The following is a 19,989-nucleotide window of genomic DNA, read 5'->3' as shown; positions in this document are numbered from 1 at the left end:
GCACACGACCATGAATTGCTGCCTTTATCCGTACGAGCAGGAGGTATGTCTAATGCAATATTTTTCACCAGAACAGCAATACAATGCTTGGATTGTAAGTGATTTAGTCAAACAGATTTTCCATAAGCGTGCCGGATGTTCGCCAGGAATTCACGAGCTTGCAGTTTTTGCCGAGGAGCATTTTGATATCGATATCGACTTTGTTTTCTCGATTATTATGAATATCGGCGATATTGAGTTTGCGCTTGCGGACGAAATAGAAATGAAATTGTCCGGTTATCTCAACACTCTCCTCCCTTATGTCACTGCTGAGATGTTCGAAACCTCTAAAGCCAATGCCCATGCGTTTTTGTCTCGAAGACACGGTAACGCTGCATACCACTTATTTGTATCTGATGATGCTTTTATGAGAAAGCAGTGAAAAAGCGGCTTTCTTTACTAAAAAAATATTGACATGATAAGCCATGCTATTATAGTGTTACATGTGATAATGATTCTCATTACTAAAACTAAAAAAAGGAAGAATGACATGCGCACCTATTCTAACAAGTTGATTGCCATCATGAGTGTTTTATTGCTCGCCTGCCTCATTGTATCCGGCTGTTCATCAAGCCAGAATAACAACGGAAGCAGCGGAAGCAAGTCTAAGGATTCCAGAGTGATCCATGACGAAGAAGGAAAAACGACAATAAGCGGCACACCTAAGCGGGTGGTTGTGCTTGAGCTTTCATTCTTGGATGCCGTTCACAATCTCGGCATTACGCCGGTGGGCATCGCCGATGACAACAAAAAAGATATGATTAAAAAGCTTGTCGGCAGCTCCATTGATTACACATCTGTAGGCACACGCAGCGAACCGAATCTTGAGGTCATCAGTTCCTTGAAGCCTGATTTAATCATCGCTGACGCTGAACGCCATAAAAACATTTATAAACAGCTGAAACAAATCGCCCCGACGATTGAATTAAAAAGCCGTGAAGCGACATATGACGAAACAATCGACAGCTTTACAACCATTGCAAAAGCATTAAATAAAGAAGATGAAGGAAAAGAAAAGCTTTCCGATCACAAAAAAGTCATCAACGGCCTGAAAGCCGAACTTCCGAAAGATGAAAACCGCAACATCGTTCTCGGCGTTGCAAGAGCGGATTCCTTCCAGCTTCATACATCATCATCCTATGACGGAGAAATCTTTAAAATGCTCGGCTTTACACACGCTGTGAAGTCAGATAACGCCTATCAAGAGGTCAGCCTCGAGCAATTGAGCAAAATCGATCCTGATATTTTGTTCATCTCAGCCAACGAAGGCAAGACCATTGTAGACGAGTGGAAAACGAACCCGCTCTGGAAAAATCTCAAAGCGGTGAAAAATGGACAAGTCTATGATGCGGACCGTGACATCTGGACAAGATTCAGAGGCATCAAGTCTAGTGAAACAAGCGCCAAAGATGTGCTTAAAAAAGTGTATAATAAATAGGACAAATGAGAAGCGAGGGGAAATCCTTGCTTCTTCGTTTTTGCAACCAGACGCAGTAAGGAAGTGAGACTGTTGTATCATTCAGCCAAACGGCGCTCATCATCAAGACTGATGATGTTCATCATTGCACTGATCATTTTTATATTTGGGCTTGGGCTGAATCTTTCAGTAGGAGCCTCAGACATCGGCATCATAGATTCATTGAAATATCTTTTTGTATGGGACGGTTCAAAGGAACAGCTCATCATCTCTACTCTTCGCCTTCCCCGCACATTAATCGGCGTTTTTGTCGGCGCCAGCCTAGCTGTAGCAGGGGCGCTGATGCAGGCTATGACGAGAAACCCTCTGGCTTCACCCCAAATTTTCGGTGTGAATGCGGGTGCATCGCTTTTTGTCGTTGCTTCTCTCGTCATTCTGCCGGCATCGCCCTATTCTTCTGTTCTTTTCGCTTTTGCGGGTGCGGCGGCAGGCGGCGCGATTGTGTATATGATTGCCTCATCCGGCGGCATGACACCTGTCAAACTGGCGCTGTCAGGAATGGCCGTGCACTTTTTCCTCTCCTCCATGACACAGGCCATCATTATTTTAAATGAGTCAGGTGAGGATGTTCTGTACTGGATGACAGGCGCAATCGACGGCAGCAACTGGCAGGACGTCTTGACCATCGCTCCGTTTTCTGTCATTGGCATCGGGCTTGCTCTCGTATTTTCCGGTTCTATTTCCGTTCTCGGTCTCGGAGACGAAACAGCAAAAGGGCTTGGACAAAATATGAACGGCATCCGGATTCTGATCAGTTTGATTATTTTAATCCTTTCCGGCGCTTCCGTAGCCGTCGCCGGGCCGATTGGCTTTGTCGGGCTGCTCGTCCCGCATATTGTCCGCAAGCTGATCGGAGAACATTATCAATACGTGCTTCCGTTTTCGGCACTGTTCGGTGCCATTTTGCTGGTGTACGCAGATGTTCTGGCCAGATGGATTGCATTTCCTTATGAATCACCGGTCGGCATTGTCACCGCGATTATCGGAACGCCGTTTTTCTTATATTTGGCAAGGAAAGGGCGACACCTGAAATGAAGAAAACAACCAGAAAACAAAAACGCCCCTTGCTGGCGATACTCATATTGGCCGTGATTTTGATCGTTCTGTCCGTCATCAGCATCGGAATCGGTGCATTATACATTTCACCTGAGGCGGTGGTGACGAATTTGCTGGGTCTGGATCATTCCTTTGAATTTATCATCCAGCAATATCGGCTTCCCCGCATTATCTTAGCGATTCTGGCCGGTGCAGGTCTCGCCGCTGCCGGAGCGATTTTACAGGGCGTGATCCGAAATCCGCTCGCTTCCCCGGACGTTGTCGGCATTTCAAAAGGGTCTGGACTTGCGGCGATGGCTGTGATTCTCATCTTTCCTGAGTCGCCGGTATACGTGCTTCCGTTCTCCGCATTTGCCGGAGCAGCCATTATTGCTGTACTATTGTTAATGATAGCCCGAAAAAAGAGCATTCAGCCCTCTTCACTGGCTTTATCAGGCATTGCCTTAGGCGCGGTCTGCCACGCCGGAATGCAATATATGATGGTCAAGTTTCCGGGCGACGTGAATGCTGCACTCATTTGGCTGACAGGCAGCCTCTGGGGAAGAAACTGGGAAGAAGTCAAGCTGCTTGCGCCATGGCTTTTGATTCTTTTTCCGATCGTCTGCATTCTCATACCGAAGCTGGATCTTATGTCACTCGGTGATGAGCTTGCGCAGGGTCTCGGAGAAAACGCAAACCGGCTGAGATTCATCCTGATTTTCACCGCGGTTGCGCTGGCGGGAAGCTGTGTAGCCGTCGTCGGCTCAATCGGTTTTATCGGCTTGCTTGCTCCGCATATTGCCAGACGGCTTGCCGGAGAAAAAGCTAAATATTTACTGCCTGCATCGGCATTGATTGGTGCTATTATATTAGTAATTGCAGATACTCTAGGGCGCGGCCTCATGCCTCCGGTTGAAATACCTGCCGGAATACTGACTGCCGTGATTGGCGCGCCTTATTTCTTATATTTATTGAAATTCGAAGCGAGGAAACAGTAGGGAGAGGATACCATGGGAAAACTGGCTGCAGACCAGCTCACTCTTTCATATGACAGCACAGTGATTATTGACGGAGTCGACTTAAAGATAGAAGAAGGAAAAATCACTGCGCTCATCGGCGCCAATGGCTGCGGTAAATCAACAATCCTCAAATCGCTCGCCAGGCTGATGGCCCCGAAAAGCGGTACAGTGCTACTAGAAGGAAAAGACATCCACCGCCAGCCATCAAAAGAAGTCGCAAAAAAACTGGCCATTCTTCCACAATCTCCTCAGGCTCCTGAAGGATTGACGGTAGAGGAATTATGCTATTTTGGCAGACATCCTCACAAAAAGCTGTTATCCAAGCATACGCAAGAGGATCACGACATGGTAGAGTGGGCGCTGAACGCAACGGGAATGATCGAGCTGAAGGAGCGGACGCTGGACGCCCTCTCAGGCGGCCAAAGACAAAGAGCTTGGATTTCCATGGCACTTGCGCAAGGAACCGATTTGCTTTTGCTTGATGAGCCGACCACGTACTTAGACATTTCACATCAAATTGAAGTGCTTGAGCTGCTGAAAAAGCTGAACCGCGATCATGGCCGCACCATTGTCATGGTGCTCCATGATTTAAACCAAGCCGCTCAATATGCTGACTATCTGATCAGTGTGCTGGACGGAAAAATATATAATGCCGGAACGCCGGAAGATGTATTTACCCAGCCATTTTTCCGTGAAGTCTTCGGCTTGGAATGCTGCATCATGAGAAGCCCGATCGACCAGAAGCCAATGTGCCTGCCGACGGGACTATGTCCGAAATTGCGGGCGAAATGAAAAGGAGAGGTAGATCCTCTCCTTTTTATTTTGCCAGCTTACCTTTTGTATTTCCTCTCCTGTCCATGTTACAGTGGTGTCAATCAAGTGATAGGAGGATGAAAATGACAGCATCTCAGCAGCAAATTCAATTAGCAAGACGTCCGCAAGGTGTTCCTGTTCATGAAGACTTTCGCTTTGAAACCGTTCCGGTTCCTGAACCGAAGCAAGGGGAAGTGCTTGTCAAAACGCTATATATATCGGTTGACCCCTATATGCGCGGCCGTATGCAGGATACGAAGTCATATGTTGAGCCATTCGCTTTAAATGAAGCGCTCTCTGGCGGGGTTATCGCTGAAGTTGTGTCAGACGGGAATCATCTGAAAAAAGGCGATATCGTCATTGGAAACCTCAGCTGGCAGGAATGTTCCGCGGTAAGCGAGTCTGCCTTGCGAAAAATTGATACAAGCCTCGCTCCCGCTTCTGCCTATCTAGGCATTTTGGGAATGACCGGCTTGACGGCATACTTCGGATTGCTGGACATCGGGCGCCCGAAGGAAGGAGAAACCGTGGTTGTCTCCGGAGCTGCGGGAGCCGTCGGTTCAACAGTCGGGCAAATTGCCAAAATCAAAGGCGCGCGAGTTGTCGGTATCGCGGGCTCTGATGAAAAAATCGACTATTTAAAACAGAAGCTTCAGTTTGACGAAGCCATCAATTACAAAACAGCGGATGATATCCAAAAAGCGCTTCAAGACGCATGTCCTGACGGTGTCGATGTGTATTTTGACAATGTCGGCGGACCGATTTCAGACGCGGTCATGAATCTGCTCAATGAATTTGCCCGCATTCCGGTGTGCGGCGCCATTTCTTCCTACAATGCAGAAAGCGAAGCAGATGACATGGGCCCGCGTGTCCAATCAAAGCTGATTAAAACCAAGTCGCTGATGCAAGGCTTTATCGTCAGCGACTACTCCGAGCGTTTTCCTGAGGGAGCAAAACAGCTGGCCGAATGGCTGAAGGCTGGTAAACTCCATTACGAGGAAACCATCATAGAAGGCTTCGAAAATATTCCTGACGCGTTTCTCGGCTTATTTAAGGGAGAAAATAAAGGGAAACAGCTGATCAAGGTCAGCGACCCGAGCTGAAGATGAAAACGGGAGGGCTTTTTGCCCTCCTTTTGTGTTTATTGAGGTCAGCTGCGAAAAATCAGCGTAAGAAAACCATCTTCATCTGGTTTCGTATCCTCCAAAATGAACCCCGCTGCTTGAAAGCAGGCTAAACTGCTTCGATTGTCTTCTTCGATGCATGCCACCCATTCCCGCACTTTAGTAAAATCAGGTTCGGTCAGCAGCTTTTGTAATATCCGTTTCCCGTACCCTTGAAGCCGGTACAAAGGATTGACGACCAATCCAATATACGTCCGCTCCTCCCCGAACTCAATAACGGCCATTCCTGCCGGCAGCTGCCCATCATACGCCATGATGACGGTATCGTGTTCATCTTTATTTACTCGTGCATACCACTCATCTAATGGCAGCATCCCATCCATTCTCCGCCTGGTATCCTCATTTTCAAACCAGTGTTCAAGGATTTTAAGCTCTGGCTCTTTCACTGCTTGAAACCTGTCTATTGAAGCCATCTTCCCACCTCCGAGCGAAACCTTTTCTATTATTTTACAACAAAAAAGAAGGGCTTTTCGCCCTCCTTTTTATTTCGTCTTCAGTTTTCCGCCTGCATACACAGCTTCACTCAGCTCAACACCAAGCTTCTTCGCCGTTTTTTTCAGCTTTGATTCCTCCAATTTTGTCACAAGGCTCAGCACGTTGCCTTCTTTTCCGGCCCGGCCTGTTCGTCCTGATCTGTGGACATAGCCATCTTCATCAGGAATATCAGCATGAATCACGTATGGCAGGTTTTCAATGTCTAAGCCGCGTGCGGCAATGTCAGTCGCCAATAAAAGCGGGAACTCTCCGTCTTCGAATGCGGCAATGATTTTAGCCCGCTCCATTTTTTTCGCTTCGCTGTGCAAAACGCCGAGTTCAACGTGGTGATATGCCAGCTTTTCGGCATATACGCTCAGGTTGCCGATATCTCTCACAAATACGAGCGCCTGCATGCCTTCAAGCCTTGACAGCTTTTGCAGCAGTTTTACTTTGTCACGCTGGTCGCAAATGAGATATTGATGCTTCACTTTCCCAGCTTCCGTCTTGCTTCGCTGCACCTTCAACACCTCAGGCTCTTGCGCCAATTCGCGGAGCACGTCCTCTGTTTCCTTTTTGAGGGTGGCTGAGAAACAAAGAAGCTGGCGGTCTCTCAATGTTGTCTTAATGATTTGCTTAATCGTTTCGCGATGCTCCGGCAGGACGAGCTGATCCGTTTCATCAAGCACGATCGTTTTCACTTCATGCATTTTGAGTTTTTTTGCTTTAATCAGTTCAAATACCCTGCCCGGCGTGCCGACGATGATATGCGGGTGTTTTTTCAGCTTTTCAACCTGCTTCTTCACATTCGCCCCGCCGATTAAGGAAGCGGCGCGCAGCTCAGAGCCCGCTTTCCAATCCTGAATCACTTGAAAAATCTGCATGACCAGCTCACGCGAAGGCGCTAAAATGACTGCCTGCGGATGCTTCTGGTCCGGCTTGATCCGCTCCAAGACCGGCAGCGCATACGCCAGCGTCTTCCCTGTGCCTGTCGGCGATTCCGCGATGACATCCTTTCCGTCCATGATCAGCTGGGCAGCCTGCTCCTGTACAGGAGTTGGCTTTTGAAAGCTGGAAGCATTCCAATTCTCTTGTATAAATGATTGTGCATTATGTAAAAATGGCCAAGTTTGCGTCATTTTCGTTCTCCTCAATTCCTGAAATCTACTCCATAGTATCTCAAAACCTCGCCCGGAACGCAATTTTTCTTTTTCTTTCCTATACCTTTCAACATTCCGAATCCTCCTTTATAATCAAAAGGGTGAATATTACACGCCGATTGAGCGTGTTTGATAAACGATAGAGGTGTAAACATGAGTATTTTATCTGTAAAGGATTTAAGCCACGGCTTCGGGGACCGGGCCATTTTTAATAACGTTTCCTTCCGCCTGTTAAAAGGCGAGCACGTCGGGCTGATCGGCGCAAACGGTGAAGGAAAATCAACCTTCATGAATATTATTACCGGAAAGCTTGAACCTGATGAGGGAAAAGTCGAGTGGTCAAAAAATGTCCGTGTCGGCTATCTTGACCAGCATACCGTGCTTGAAAAAGGAAAATCCATTCGTGACGTCCTGAAAGACGCGTTCCATTATTTATTTGCGATGGAAGAGGAAATGAACGAGATTTACAACAAAATGGGTGAAGCTGATCCCGACGAGCTCGAGAAGCTGCTTGAAGAAGTCGGCGTCATTCAAGACGCGCTGACAAACAATGATTTTTATGTTATTGATTCCAAAGTGGAAGAAATCGCTCGCGGCCTCGGCTTGAGTGATATCGGTTTAGAGCGTGATGTCACCGATTTGAGCGGCGGACAGCGCACAAAGGTCCTTCTCGCTAAGCTTCTCCTTGAAAAGCCGGAAATTCTGCTTCTCGATGAGCCGACCAACTATCTTGATGAACAGCATATTGAATGGCTGAAACGCTACTTGCAGGAATACGAGAACGCGTTCATCCTGATTTCCCACGATATTCCGTTCTTAAATAGCGTCATCAACCTGATTTATCACGTTGAAAATCAAGAGCTGACACGCTATGTCGGCGACTACCATCAGTTTATGGAAGTCTACGAGGTGAAGAAACAGCAGCTTGAAGCGGCCTACAAAAAGCAGCAGCAGGAAGTCGCAGAGCTGAAGGATTTCGTTGCCCGCAACAAAGCGCGTGTCAGCACGAGAAACATGGCGATGTCCCGCCAAAAGAAACTCGATAAGATGGATATGATCGAGCTTGCGGCAGAAAAGCCAAAGCCGGAATTCCACTTCAAGCCGGCGAGAACGTCAGGCAAGCTGATTTTTGAAACGAAGGATCTCGTGATCGGTTACGATTCCCCGCTGTCCCGTCCGCTCAACCTCCGCATGGAGCGCGGCCAAAAAATCGCCCTTTACGGCGCGAATGGGATCGGAAAAACGACGTTGCTGAAAAGTTTACTTGGCGAGATCCAGCCGCTCGAAGGTTCGGTTGAACGCGGCGAGCACATCTATACCGGCTATTTCGAGCAAGAGGTCAAGGAAACAAACAACAATACGTGCATTGAAGAGGTATGGAGCGAATTCCCTTCTTATACGCAGTATGAAATCCGTGCCGCACTGGCAAAATGCGGACTGACGACAAAGCATATCGAAAGCCGCGTCTCCGTATTAAGCGGAGGCGAAAAAGCGAAAGTCAGATTGTGCAAGCTAATCAATTCGGAAACAAACCTGCTGGTGCTCGATGAGCCGACAAACCACTTGGATGTCGATGCCAAGGAAGAGCTCAAGCGCGCCCTCAAAGAATACAAAGGCTCGATTCTGCTTATTTCCCACGAGCCAGAGTTTTATATGGATATCGCGACAGAAACATGGAACTGCGAGTCTTGGACAACGAAAGTGCTTTAAACCGAAGAAAACCCGCCTGCTGAAGGGCGGGTTTTTTACTGCCATTTTTTCTGAACGATTCTCAAAAGCTCTCTGTCTTTTAAAATGAGCTGCAATGGCGATGTGCATTCATCTAGTGTCAGCTCTCTTTTGGCAGACAATTCAAAGTCCTCCTCATCAGCCCAAGCGGTGAACCACTCTACAGAAAAGCTGTTTTTCATGACGCTGTGTATGTATTGATAGAGCGTTTCTAAACATTTCTGTTCATATTCGTCAGGCTTTGCCTTCATGGCAAACGTCCCCTCTACAGCATGAACCATCACTTGAAATGGCAATTGTAAATGAACGGACACATTCTCAGCTCCTACAAGATAAATCCCAGCCGCATCAATGCCTGACCGTAGCGGATGCCCTTTCCGAGAACGCCGTTCTTGCTGACCGAAAAAACCGGTTTCTAAAGGGATTTTAGCTGTTAAGTAGTAAAATTGTGTCATAAAGACTTTCCTTTCCTGCGCCAATTCGATTATGATGCATTATAACAAATAAAAAGACACTGCATATGCGCAGTGTCTTTCTTTATTAATGCCCCGCCTTAATCCCGGCAAGATGTTTACGTCCCATGAGAAGGACAAGCATGCCGACAAAAACGACGATACCGCCGACTGTATATGGTGTGCTTGCGGTGAAGTGTTCTGACAGCATTCCCGCAATCCACGGAGCGAGTGCGCCGCCGATGAAGCGGACTGAGCTGTAGGCTGAAGACGCGATTGAACGTTCAACCGGCGCAGAACCCATCACAGCGGTTGTCATGATCGTATTCACCATACCGAGGACAGCACCAGCGACAACGATACATGTAATAATCAAAGTCTGATGGTCTGTCCAGATCCCCATAATGATGAGAATGACCGCAAAGGCGATAAAGAGAACGACGAGCGAACGCACTGTGCCCAGCGCTTTGTGCACGAGCGGCGCCGTAAAGACTGACGTAATCGCCAGCAGAAGGCCCCAGCCGAAGAAAACATATCCAAGACCGTGTTCATCTAAATCCAGAACGAACGGAGAATAAGCAAGCAAAATAAAAAATCCAAAGTTGTATAAGAATGCCGATACCGCCATTGTTAAAAGGCCTTTATATTTGAGCGCCTTCATCGCATCAAACACACCGACGCGCTTCGCCGGTTTCGGCAATTTCGGAAGCATGAAAGAAATCGCGATTAACGCAATAAACATCAGGACAGATACCCCGAAAAACGGTGCCCGCCATGAAATGCTTCCAAGCTCTCCGCCTGCAAGCGGCCCGACAGAAATCCCAAGACCGAGCGCAGCCTCATACAAAATAATCGCTTGGGCGCTTCCACCGACTGACACGCCGACGATAACCGCAAGCGCTGTGGAGATAAACAAAGCATTACCTAATCCCCAGCCGCCGCGATAGCCGACTAACTGAGCAATTGAACTTGAGCTGCCGCCAAGCCCCGCAAACACAATAATAAAAATAAGTCCGAGAATTAATGTCCATTTCGCGCCGATGCGGCTGGAAATGGCTCCTGAGAAAAACATCATAAATCCGGTAACAAGCAAATAACTTGTAAACAAGAGTGATACTTCACTAGGTGAAGCATGTAATTGTGCGGCAATGGCCGGAAGAATTGGATCGACCAGCCCGATTCCCATAAAAGAAATCACACAGGCAAACGCGACAGCCCATACCGCTTTCGGCTGGCTGAGCAAGCCTGTTTTCTGATTCACTTGTTTTGTTTTATCCATTTGACCTGACCTCCATTTTTATTCCATTAAAAGAAACGCTACAAAAATAGCGTTTAACAAACTTTTCATTCGATTGATTGAATGCCACGTTCCGCTTTTTCTTTCATGCCCTGCAGATGTTCTTTAAAGCTTTGGAATGTGCGGATTTTCTCATCAATCAAACCCAGCTGGTGATTCAGGGTTTCCTGAATTTCCTCCAGTTTTTCTTTCCGTTCCTTAGGATCCAGTGACAACAAATACCCCTCTTTGTTTAACTCTAGCTGACGGCTGGTTTCCATGAAATGCTGAAGCTCCTGAAGGGAAAAACCGAGCACCTCTTTTGTGCTGATGACTTTCTCAAGCTCCTCCATATCATCCTCTGAATAAAGCCTTACACCGCCGTCTGTCCGTTTCGGCGCCGGAATCAAACCGATTTCTTCATAAAACCGGATGGTCCGCTTTGTCAGCCCGCTTCTTTTGGCCACTTGATCAATCTTCATCCATTCCAAGGTAAATCCCCCTTCGCCGTTTCTGTTACCATTATACACCTTTTGAACCTTAACGTAAACGTTAACTTTTGAAAAGCAATAAAAAAAGACGAGCAGCATAAAGCACCCGTCTTTCACTTTCCTGTTTAAGCTAAACTTCCCGTCAATGACAGAGACTCTTTTTGAAGGCTTTCAGAAAGCACTCGATACGCGATCACTTTCTTCTTGTACTGTTTTACGACGTCGATATGGTCATCGTAGCGGTATACAAACAGCCTCACATCATGTTTGCCTTTTTTCGTATCTATCACCAGCGGCGTGCCGCCGTTTTCCGGATATAAATAACGCTCTTCGTCACCTGGGTAAATATAATATTTCTCCAGGAAGACAGCTTCGTTAAATTGATCAATCACTTTCTGCTTCTCTGTACCCTCGAGACGTTTTCCGTCTAGAGAGAGGCTCGCATTTTCATCACTAAGCTTGGCGTGCACTTCAAATTTGCTGAGCAGCCATTCTATGACGCCTGTAGGAAGACAGGTTAATACGATTTTCACCAGACTCATGAGAATTAACATCACGATCGCCCATGTCATACTTCATCATCTCCGTTAGTTTTCCATGTGCCGCTGACACACAATTCCATCCTATCATAAGCAGGCCGATTCGTTTTTGTACATTATGTGAAAAAAAGCGCGGCCTGCTGCGGCCACGCTTTTTAGCTTTCCAGTTCTTCGATCATGAGGGACAATTCTGTCCAGCGGTCCATCGCAGCCTCAAGCTCTTCCGCCGTTTTCGCCTGCTCGGCCATCAGCTCTTGGATTTTGCCAAAATCACTGCCTGCTGCGGCGATGTCAGCTTCGAGCTGTTCATGTTTTTCTTCCAGCTGAGCAATTTTATCTTCGATGCCGTCCCATTCCAGCTGGTCTTTGTAAGAAAGCTTTTTCCGTTTTTTCTTTGGCTCGGCTTCAGCCGGTTTTGCTTCAGCAGCCGATTTTTCAGTTGTTTTTTTCGCTTTTGACTCTTCCATATAATCGCTGTAGGAGCCTTGGAAGCGGGAAATGACACCATTTCCTTCAAACACAATCAAACGGTCGACGACGCGGTCAAGGAAATAGCGGTCATGGGATACGGTAATGACGACGCCAGGGAATTGGTCGATGTAATCCTCAAGAACGCTTAATGTTTCAGTATCCAAATCGTTCGTCGGCTCATCGAGAAACAGGACATTCGGCTCCTGCATGAGAACCTGTAGCAAGTATAAACGGCGTTTTTCCCCGCCGGACAACTTGCGGATATACGTCTGCTGCATGGAACGCGGGAAGAGGAAACGCTCCAGCATTTGTTCAGCTGTAATGATATCGCCATCTACTGTTTTTACGACCTCCGCCGTTTCTTTTATATAGTCAATGACCTTTAACTCACCATTCATTTCACTATGATCCTGGGTATAGTAGCCGATTCTGACCGTCTGTCCGATCGTAATATCGCCTCCGTCCGGCGTGTGACGGCCGGCAAGGGTGTTTAACAGCGTTGTTTTCCCGATGCCGTTTGGCCCGATGATTCCGATCCGTTCACCCGGTATGACAAGTTCATTAAAACGGTCGACGAGCATGCGGCCGTCATAAGCGATCATGACGTTCTCCGCTTCAATGACCTGTTTGCCGAGACGGTGCGAGCCAATCGCAAAATCGAGTGAACCCGATGACTGAGGGCCTTTCTGCTCTTTAAGCGCTTCTACCCGGTCAATTCTCGCCTTTTGTTTTGTGGATCGGGCTTTCGCTCCTCGTCTGAGCCAAGCCAGTTCACGGCGCAGCAGGTTTTGCCGCTTCGTTTCCTTTTGCTCAGCCTGCGCTTCCCGTTCCGCGCGTTTTTCTAAAAACACTTCATAGTTGCCTTTATACGTGTAGAGGCTGCCTCGTTCTAGCTCATAAATGCGGTTCGTGACACGGTTTAAGAAATATCTATCGTGCGTGACCAGCATAACAGAGCCGGGATATTGGCTTAAATATCCTTCAAGCCACTCAATCGTTTCATTATCCAAATGGTTTGTCGGCTCGTCCAAAATGAGCAGATCAGCGGGCTGAATTAAGTTTTTGGCAATGGCTACCCGTTTTTTCTGACCTCCTGAGAGCTCGTTGACCGGCTTTGTTACATCGCTGACACCCAGCTTAGTCAGTACGGTTTTTGCCAGGGTGTTTGCATCCCATGCGTTGTTCGCGTCCATTTTCGCCTGCGCTGCCAGCAGGTGTTTCTGGCGCTGTTCATTTTCGGGATCTTTCCCCAATTCATGCAACGCTTTTTCATATTCACGCAAGGTTTTCATCACAGCCGATTCACCGGAATAGATATGCTCCAGTACTGTTTGCCCCGCGGGCAGCTCCGGATCTTGATGAAGAAATTCCACGTGCACGCTTCCGGATTTCGTGATTTCTCCTTCTTCGATAGATTCCAGGCCGGCAATCACTTTCAGCAGCGTTGATTTCCCTGTTCCGTTCGGCCCGATTAATCCGATTCTCTCATTCTCTTCAATATGAAAGGAGATATGGTCGAATAATGTTTTATCTCCGTATGTTTTATAAAGATTTTCCGCTTTTAATATGCTCATGGTTCCTATCAATCCTCACGTAAGTTCATGTGTACATTTTAAATCAGCCGCTGGAATAAAACTAGTAAAACGTCAGACGAATTTCATGGAAATGCGGGATAAGAAAAAGACCGGGGACGTTTGTCCCCGGTCTCTTACTCTTCCTCAAGCGCTTTTTCTGCCATTTTTGCAAGATGCTGCGCGCTTCCTGAAATCTCCTGCATCGTGGCGGAAATTTGTTCAACGGCAGCGGCTTGTCCGTCTGTATGCTGATTAATTGACTCAATGGATTCCTCCAGCCCTTTTAGCAGGCTGTGGATTTTTTTCGTAATCTGGTCAATTTGGCCGACATTTTCTTTTGAATGCGTCGCCAGCTTTCTGATCTCATCTGCAACGACAGAGAAGCCTTTTCCGGACTCCCCTGCTCTTGCCGCTTCGATCGCGGCGTTCAAGCCAAGCAGATTGCTTTGGTCAGAGATGCCTTTAACAGTGACTGAAATATCGGCGATTTCACCGGCGCTTTCGCTTACTTTTTTCGCCTGAGAGGAAATGCCTGACATTTGAGTTGAAAACCCGTTAATTGATTCAGAAATGTCGGAAATGGCCGCGGCCGTTTGTTCAACAACAGCCGATAAGCTTTCTGCCACATCATGCAGCTTCGATGACTCCTCAAGGCTCGTACCGAGGCCAACGCCTCCAATGACTCTTCCATTCTCGTCGTGGAGCGGGATGGCACGGGCGATCAACGGGAAGCCGAACAATTCTTTCGGAACCATGCTCGTTTTCTTCTGATTGCTGCGGATGGCATCTGTGATGATATCCCCTTCCTGCAGCGGATCGCCGGCTTTTACGTTCAGCGAAAAGGTTTTGGCCGGTATGTTCACGAGCAGCTTTTCCGTATCATAAATGCCGATTGTAATATCATCCTGAACCAGGCTGTTTAAATAAGGGGCTACTTTGATAAATGCGTCCAGAATATCTGCCGTTTCTTTTTCCGTTTTTATGCTCAATTCCATTCACTCCTATTCATTAATAAGGGAAGCTGCGTTTTTCGTGCTGAACCGAGATCCATTTCAGCGTTGTAAATTCTTCAAGGCTCCACTCACCGTTCAAACGGCCGAGGCCTGATTGCTTTTCACCGCCGAAGGCTACATTCGGTTCATCATTAATGGTCGTGTCATTAACGTGAATCATGCCTGTTTCAATGCGTTTCGCAAAAGCCACGCCGCGCTCAAGATTTGACGTATGTACGGCACCGCTCAATCCAAACGGCGTTTCGTTTGCGATATCCACCGCTTCGTCTTCTGAATCAAACTTCATAAAGGAGACGACCGGCCCGAACAGCTCTTCCTTGGCAATGCTCATGAACGGTTTGACGTCTTTTAAGATCGTCGGTTCCACAATCGTCCCGTTAAATCCGCCAAGCTTCACAGGTACAGCGCCTTCTTCAATTGCTTGCTCAACAGACTTCATCAGCCCGTCCGTCTGTCTGCTGTTGATTAATGGCCCGATAATCGTATCAGGGTCCATTGGGTCGCCGACTTTCAGCGATTCCACTTTTGCCTGATAGAGCTCAAGGAACTTATCATAAATAGATGAATGGACAAGCACGCGATTGGCTGACATGCAAATTTGTCCTTGATGTGTAAATCGGCTGAACACCGCCGCGTTGACCGCATATTCTATATCTGCATCCTCAAGCACGATGAAGGCGCTATTCCCGCCAAGCTCAAGAAGCGGCTTTTTAAAATGCTTCATCGCAAGCTGCCCGATGTAGCTGCCGACTTTCGTAGAACCGGTAAATGAGATAATCCGCGGCACTGGATGCTCAACGAAGCTGTCTCCGATTTCAGCAATGTCTGTGACAACAACATTCAGCAGACCCTCTGGGATTCCCGCGTTCTCAAAAATTTTCGCAATCAGCGTTCCGCCGCATATCGGCGTTTCCTCATGCGGCTTTAACACAACGCCATTGCCGGCTCCGAGTGCAGGCGCCACTGATTTCATAGATAAAAAGAATGGGAAGTTAAATGGACTGATGACACCGACAACACCTGCCGGCACGCGATATAATCTGTTTTCCTTTCCGTCTATTGTGGACGGAAGAATTTTACCTTCCATGCGGACAGGGAACGTTGCCGCTTCTTTTATGATGTTTTTGACAAGACCGATTTCAAAGGCTGCTTTGAGCCTTGTTCCGCCAAGCTCTTCCATAATCAAATAAATAATGGCTTCTTCGTTTTCTTCGATATACGTGACGGCTTTTTCTAAAATGGATCTTTTTTCGAACGGATTGACCGCATCCCATTTTTTCTTCGCCAGCGCCGCTGCCCGGTACGCTTCATCTACATCGTCAGCAGTCGCTTTACGGAATGTTGTGAATGTTTTTTGAGTATAAGGATTTTTGTTTTCCAATACATTTGGGCTGCTGCCCTCCTGCCATTTCCCGCCGATATACTGTTTATTCAACTCTTCATATTGAAACATGGTCAGCATCTCCTTTATAACCGCAAATCAAAATATGGGCGAATCTATTTTTTCTATCGGTTCATCCTGCATAAAATTGAATATTAGATTAGTAAAAATTGCTATCCTATGATACGACAACGCTGTTTCGCTTCTATCGTTTAAAGCAGAAAAATATTTTATTGACTGCGTCAAATTTCGACAATATAATACAACAAGAACTGTATATAATGATTAGAATATTTTGAATATTTACAGGAGGAACTTTTGATGAGTTCATTATTTAGAAAAAAACCGCTTGAAACATTGAATGCGCAGAGCAAGTCAAAAAGCCTTGCCCGTACGTTAAGCGCATTTGATTTAACCTTGCTCGGTATCGGTTGTGTCATCGGTACAGGGATTTTTGTCATTACAGGAACAGTGGCAGCGACCGGTGCAGGTCCCGCCCTCATCATATCGTTTATTTTAGCAGGGCTCGCCTGTGCGCTGGCTGCATTCTGTTATGCTGAGTTTTCGTCTTCCATTCCGATTTCGGGAAGCGTGTACTCATACTCATACGTGACACTTGGAGAGCTGCTCGCCTTTTTGATCGGATGGGATCTCATGCTTGAATATGTCATTGCACTGTCGGCGGTTGCCACCGGCTGGTCTTCCTACTTTCAATCGCTGCTTGCCGGCTTTAATCTCCATCTTCCGGCTGCACTGACAGGTGCGCCGGGAAGCACGCCGGATGCCGTATTTAATCTTCCGGCTGCAGTGATCATTCTCCTCATTACTGCGATTGTCAGCAGAGGCGTCAAGGAAAGCACACGCTTTAACAACGTCATCGTACTGATGAAAATCGCGATCATTTTATTGTTCATTATTGTCGGCATCGGCTATGTGAAACCGGACAACTGGTCACCTTTTATGCCATTTGGGATGAAAGGCGTCATTCTGAGCGCTGCCACTGTTTTCTTCGCGTACCTTGGGTTTGACGCGGTTTCTAATGCTTCAGAGGAAGTGAAAAATCCACAAAAAAACATGCCCGTCGGCATTATTTCAGCTCTAGCCGTCTGTACGGTTCTGTACATCGCGGTATCGCTTGTGCTGACAGGCATGATGCCTTATGCCAAATTGAATGTCGGAGATCCGGTGTCCTTCGCGCTGAAATTCGTCGGACAGGACACTGTCGCCGGAATTATTTCTGTTGGTGCGATTATCGGGATTACGACGGTGATGCTCGCTTTGCTGTACGCTCAGGTCCGCTTGACATTTGCCATGAGCAGAGACGGCCTTCTGCCTGGCTTGTTCGCAAAGGTGCATCCGTCATTTAAAACGCCGTTTCGCAATACATGGCTCACAGGGATCGTTGCAGCGGGAATCGCCGGGTTTATTAACCTCGGAACGCTGGCTCATCTGGTGAACATGGGAACACTTGCCGCGTTTACGGTCATTTCCATTGCTGTCATTGTGTTAAGAAAGAAACATCCTGAAATCAAAGCGTCCTTCAGAGTGCCATTCGTTCCGGTTGTGCCGATTATCAGCGCAGGCATCTGCCTCTGGTTCATGTACAGCCTTCCCGGCGTCACATGGCTTTCATTTGTCATCTGGATCGCTGTCGGAACACTGGTTTACTTCCTATATTCGAGAAAACACAGTTTATTAAACAAATAATCTCTTTTTCAGCCGGCGCTGCCTCACTCATCCGCCGGCTTTTTCCTTTTTTTATGTGCTATACTTTGAGTACATATGAGAAGGGAAGACACACAGATGAAACAATACCGCACTTTATTATTTGATGTAGATGATACCATCCTTGATTTTAAAGCGGCAGAAGCTTTGGCCCTGCGTTTGCTGTTTGAAGATCAAAACATTCCTTTAACAAGTGACATAAAAACGCAATATAAAGCCATCAATCAAGGTCTCTGGAGAGCCTTTGAAGAAGGAAAGATAACACGGGATGAAGTCGTGAATACGCGTTTTTCCGCTTTGCTCAAGGAGTACGGTTACGAGGCGGACGGCGCTTTGCTTGAGCAAAAATACCGCAGCTTTCTTGAAGAAGGACATCAGCTGATAGACGGTGCTTTTGCTTTCATCTCAAATTTGCAGCATCAGTTTGATTTGTACATCGTGACAAACGGCGTGTCTAACACACAATACAAGCGTCTCCGTGACTCAGGATTATTTCCGTTCTTCAAGGACATTTTCGTTTCTGAAGACACAGGCTTCCAAAAGCCGATGAAAGAATATTTCGATTACGTGTTTGAACGGATTCCCCAATTTTCAGCAGAGCACACATTAATCATTGGGGATTCGTTGACTGCTGACATTAAAGGCGGCCAGCTCGCCGGGCTTGATACTTGCTGGATGAACCCTGAGATGAAGCCGAATGTGGCAGAGATCATCCCAACCTATGAGATTCGTAAGCTTGAAGAGCTATATCACATTTTGAATATCGAAAATACCGTCAGCTGCTAATCGGCTGACGGCGTTTCTTTCATAAAAGTCTTTTTTCCTCTTGATAAATTCTTCACCTTATGAATAATATGATGGTATGCTTTGGCTATATATGTAAGGAGGAGACTCAATTGGCTATCGCCGCCCCGTTAAAAGAAAAAACAGTTCAAAAACCCGGCACCACGGTGTATCCGATTTTGATTATTATCGGAATCTGCCATATGCTCAACGATTCGCTGCAGGCCGTGATTCCGGCGATGTTTCCTATTTTGGAACGCTCCATGAGCCTGACGTTTACACAGCTCGGCATCATCGCTTTCACATTAAACATGGTGTCATCCGTGATGCAGCCTGTCGTCGGCTGGTATACCGATAAACGGCCGCGGCCGTACGCGCTTCCAGTCGGTTTGACCGCCAGCATGCTTGGCATTTTGGGTCTTGCATTCGCCCCGTCATTCATCACGATCTTATGCTGTGTGTTTTTCATTGGATTAGGCTCAGCCATTTTCCATCCGGAGGGCTCTCGTGTGGCGTATATGGCCGCCGGCACAAAACGCGGACTCGCCCAGTCGATTTATCAAGTGGGCGGAAACTCAGGCCAAGCGATGGCGCCGCTGATCACCGCGCTGATCCTTGTGCCGCTCGGGCAATTCGGCGCTGTTTGGTTCACGCTTGTCGCCGCGCTTGCTGTTATGTTTCTCATGTATATTGCGAAATGGTACGCCTCACGTCTTGGCAGTCTCGCCCAGAAATCAGGCAAGCAAAAGAAAACGGCTGAAAACACAGCCATCACCAAATCTGTTGTATCTGCTCTTATTATTATTATATTTCTCATTTTTGCGCGTTCCTGGTATACGAGTGCGATCGGCAACTTTTACACGTTTTACGCGATGGATACATATCACGTAAGCATTCAGCAGGCACAAAGCTATATTTTTGTCTTCTTGCTGTTTGGCGCGATCGGCACGTTTCTCGGCGGCCCGCTTGCAGACCGTTTTGGAAAACGCTTCGTTATCCTCGGTTCGCTGTTATGCTCGGCGCCGCTGGCGATTTTGCTGCCATTTGCCGGCCCGGTTCTCGCCTATGGCGTGCTCGCATTGATTGGCGTGGTTCTGATGTCGAGCTTTTCCGTAACGGTTGTCTATGCACAGGAACTAGTTCCTGGAAAAATCGGCACAATGTCTGGGTTAACCGTCGGGCTTGCCTTCGGGATGGGCGCGATCGGCGCTGTGGCGCTGGGCGCTCTGATTGATGCAGCGGGACTGACCCCGACGATGATCGCCATTGCCTTTCTCCCTGTCCTCGGCATCCTTGCCTTCCTATTGCCAAGTGACCAGAAGGTGAGAGAATGGCATAGCTAAAAAACCCTGCCC

General features: G+C 47.4%; 18 protein-coding genes and 1 pseudogene. 10 read left to right on the top strand and 9 right to left on the bottom strand.

Annotation, left to right across the window (positions count from 1 at the left end):
• The first annotated feature begins 52 nt into the window (after positions 1–52).
• The 6 genes from NZD81_RS19810 to NZD81_RS19785 all read left to right on the top strand — a co-directional run bounded on the left by NZD81_RS19810 (position 53) and on the right by NZD81_RS19785 (position 5,486).
• Positions 53–421 carry a DUF3212 family protein gene (locus NZD81_RS19810; protein ID WP_069149158.1) on the top strand — a complete coding sequence of 123 codons (369 nt, stop codon included), beginning with the start codon at positions 53–55 and terminating at the stop codon, positions 419–421.
• A gap of 108 nt (positions 422–529) precedes the next feature.
• Positions 530–1,477, top strand: a complete 948-nt coding sequence (gene yfmC, locus NZD81_RS19805) for a Fe(3+)-citrate ABC transporter substrate-binding protein YfmC (protein ID WP_289861091.1) — start codon at positions 530–532, stop codon at positions 1,475–1,477.
• Between the two features lie 72 nt (positions 1,478–1,549).
• Entirely contained in the window at positions 1,550–2,551 is a 1,002-nt protein-coding gene (fecD, locus tag NZD81_RS19800) for a Fe(3+) dicitrate ABC transporter permease FecD (RefSeq protein ID WP_282374075.1), read from the top strand.
• Complete coding sequence (gene yfmE / locus NZD81_RS19795) at positions 2,548–3,549, top strand: Fe(3+)-citrate ABC transporter permease YfmE (protein ID WP_136655017.1); 1,002 nt, start codon at positions 2,548–2,550, stop codon at positions 3,547–3,549. Before fecD ends, yfmE begins: the two co-directional genes overlap by 4 nt.
• A gap of 12 nt (positions 3,550–3,561) precedes the next feature.
• Positions 3,562–4,362 carry a Fe(3+)-citrate ABC transporter ATP-binding protein YfmF gene (yfmF, locus tag NZD81_RS19790; RefSeq protein ID WP_069839993.1) on the top strand — a complete coding sequence of 267 codons (801 nt, stop codon included), beginning with the start codon at positions 3,562–3,564 and terminating at the stop codon, positions 4,360–4,362.
• Positions 4,363–4,466: 104 nt separating this feature from the next.
• Entirely contained in the window at positions 4,467–5,486 is a 1,020-nt protein-coding gene (locus NZD81_RS19785; RefSeq protein WP_136655016.1) for an NADP-dependent oxidoreductase, read from the top strand.
• Between the two features lie 47 nt (positions 5,487–5,533).
• On the opposite strand, the gene NZD81_RS19780 is transcribed toward NZD81_RS19785, so the two are convergent.
• The gene (locus NZD81_RS19780) at positions 5,534–5,980 is read right to left on the bottom strand and encodes a GNAT family N-acetyltransferase (protein WP_136655015.1); all 447 of its coding nucleotides are present in this window, start codon (positions 5,978–5,980) and stop codon (positions 5,534–5,536) included.
• Positions 5,981–6,049: 69 nt separating this feature from the next.
• Positions 6,050–7,180 (bottom strand): DEAD/DEAH box helicase, encoded by a 1,131-nt coding sequence (locus NZD81_RS19775; RefSeq protein ID WP_069149154.1) that lies wholly within the window; start codon positions 7,178–7,180, stop codon positions 6,050–6,052.
• A gap of 174 nt (positions 7,181–7,354) precedes the next feature.
• Here NZD81_RS19775 and NZD81_RS19770 point away from each other — a divergent pair, with 174 nt between their 5' ends.
• Complete coding sequence (locus tag NZD81_RS19770; RefSeq protein ID WP_014663168.1) at positions 7,355–8,911, top strand: ABC-F family ATP-binding cassette domain-containing protein; 1,557 nt, start codon at positions 7,355–7,357, stop codon at positions 8,909–8,911.
• 118 nt (positions 8,912–9,029) lie between these two features.
• Here the strand turns inward: NZD81_RS19770 and NZD81_RS19765 are convergent.
• From NZD81_RS19765 to yfmT, 7 genes and pseudogenes are all read right to left on the bottom strand, one after another.
• Positions 9,030–9,180 (bottom strand): annotated as a pseudogene (locus NZD81_RS19765) (hypothetical protein).
• 289 nt (positions 9,181–9,469) lie between these two features.
• The gene (locus tag NZD81_RS19760) at positions 9,470–10,660 is read right to left on the bottom strand and encodes an MFS transporter (protein WP_136655014.1); all 1,191 of its coding nucleotides are present in this window, start codon (positions 10,658–10,660) and stop codon (positions 9,470–9,472) included.
• Between the two features lie 65 nt (positions 10,661–10,725).
• Positions 10,726–11,148 (bottom strand): MerR family transcriptional regulator, encoded by a 423-nt coding sequence (locus tag NZD81_RS19755; RefSeq protein ID WP_040083865.1) that lies wholly within the window; start codon positions 11,146–11,148, stop codon positions 10,726–10,728.
• Positions 11,149–11,273: 125 nt separating this feature from the next.
• The gene (locus NZD81_RS19750; RefSeq protein ID WP_014663164.1) at positions 11,274–11,720 is read right to left on the bottom strand and encodes a YfmQ family protein; all 447 of its coding nucleotides are present in this window, start codon (positions 11,718–11,720) and stop codon (positions 11,274–11,276) included.
• Positions 11,721–11,842: 122 nt separating this feature from the next.
• Positions 11,843–13,732 carry an ABC-F family ATP-binding cassette domain-containing protein gene (locus tag NZD81_RS19745; protein ID WP_069839997.1) on the bottom strand — a complete coding sequence of 630 codons (1,890 nt, stop codon included), beginning with the start codon at positions 13,730–13,732 and terminating at the stop codon, positions 11,843–11,845.
• A 134-nt stretch (positions 13,733–13,866) separates the two neighbouring features.
• Positions 13,867–14,271 carry a methyl-accepting chemotaxis protein gene (locus NZD81_RS21320; RefSeq protein ID WP_369888597.1) on the bottom strand — a complete coding sequence of 135 codons (405 nt, stop codon included), beginning with the start codon at positions 14,269–14,271 and terminating at the stop codon, positions 13,867–13,869.
• 469 nt (positions 14,272–14,740) lie between these two features.
• Entirely contained in the window at positions 14,741–16,198 is a 1,458-nt protein-coding gene (yfmT, locus tag NZD81_RS19735; RefSeq protein WP_014663161.1) for a benzaldehyde dehydrogenase, read from the bottom strand.
• Positions 16,199–16,447: 249 nt separating this feature from the next.
• Between yfmT and bcaP the strand changes: the two genes are divergently transcribed.
• The 3 genes from bcaP to NZD81_RS19720 all read left to right on the top strand — a co-directional run bounded on the left by bcaP (position 16,448) and on the right by NZD81_RS19720 (position 19,977).
• On the top strand, positions 16,448–17,833 hold the full coding sequence (gene bcaP, locus NZD81_RS19730; RefSeq protein WP_282374074.1) for a branched-chain amino acid transporter BcaP: 1,386 nt from the start codon (positions 16,448–16,450) through the stop codon (positions 17,831–17,833).
• Between the two features lie 96 nt (positions 17,834–17,929).
• On the top strand, positions 17,930–18,637 hold the full coding sequence (locus tag NZD81_RS19725) for a YjjG family noncanonical pyrimidine nucleotidase (RefSeq protein WP_282374073.1): 708 nt from the start codon (positions 17,930–17,932) through the stop codon (positions 18,635–18,637).
• 110 nt (positions 18,638–18,747) lie between these two features.
• Positions 18,748–19,977 (top strand): MFS transporter, encoded by a 1,230-nt coding sequence (locus NZD81_RS19720; RefSeq protein ID WP_069149148.1) that lies wholly within the window; start codon positions 18,748–18,750, stop codon positions 19,975–19,977.
• Positions 19,978–19,989: the final 12 nt, after the last annotated feature.

Source organism: Bacillus sp. B.PNR1, assembly GCF_030386235.1.
GTDB classification, from domain to species: Bacteria; Bacillota; Bacilli; order Bacillales; family Bacillaceae; genus Bacillus; species Bacillus stercoris.
This window is presented reverse-complemented; position numbering and strand designations above follow the sequence as displayed.

Coding starts and splice junctions, on each gene's coding strand:
- NZD81_RS19780 (WP_136655015.1), bottom strand. CDS start 5,980: ATGGCTTCAATAGACAGGTTTCAAGCAGTGAAAGAGCCAGAGCTTAAA.
- bcaP (WP_282374074.1), top strand. CDS start 16,448: ATGAGTTCATTATTTAGAAAAAAACCGCTTGAAACATTGAATGCGCAG.
- NZD81_RS19760 (WP_136655014.1), bottom strand. CDS start 10,660: ATGGATAAAACAAAACAAGTGAATCAGAAAACAGGCTTGCTCAGCCAG.
- NZD81_RS19725 (WP_282374073.1), top strand. CDS start 17,930: ATGAAACAATACCGCACTTTATTATTTGATGTAGATGATACCATCCTT.
- yfmE (WP_136655017.1), top strand. CDS start 2,548: ATGAAGAAAACAACCAGAAAACAAAAACGCCCCTTGCTGGCGATACTC.
- NZD81_RS19745 (WP_069839997.1), bottom strand. CDS start 13,732: ATGAGCATATTAAAAGCGGAAAATCTTTATAAAACATACGGAGATAAA.
- NZD81_RS19785 (WP_136655016.1), top strand. CDS start 4,467: ATGACAGCATCTCAGCAGCAAATTCAATTAGCAAGACGTCCGCAAGGT.
- NZD81_RS19770 (WP_014663168.1), top strand. CDS start 7,355: ATGAGTATTTTATCTGTAAAGGATTTAAGCCACGGCTTCGGGGACCGG.
- yfmT (WP_014663161.1), bottom strand. CDS start 16,198: ATGTTTCAATATGAAGAGTTGAATAAACAGTATATCGGCGGGAAATGG.
- NZD81_RS19775 (WP_069149154.1), bottom strand. CDS start 7,180: ATGACGCAAACTTGGCCATTTTTACATAATGCACAATCATTTATACAA.
- yfmF (WP_069839993.1), top strand. CDS start 3,562: ATGGGAAAACTGGCTGCAGACCAGCTCACTCTTTCATATGACAGCACA.
- NZD81_RS19810 (WP_069149158.1), top strand. CDS start 53: ATGCAATATTTTTCACCAGAACAGCAATACAATGCTTGGATTGTAAGT.
- yfmC (WP_289861091.1), top strand. CDS start 530: ATGCGCACCTATTCTAACAAGTTGATTGCCATCATGAGTGTTTTATTG.
- NZD81_RS21320 (WP_369888597.1), bottom strand. CDS start 14,271: ATGTCAGGCATTTCCTCTCAGGCGAAAAAAGTAAGCGAAAGCGCCGGT.
- NZD81_RS19750 (WP_014663164.1), bottom strand. CDS start 11,720: ATGACATGGGCGATCGTGATGTTAATTCTCATGAGTCTGGTGAAAATC.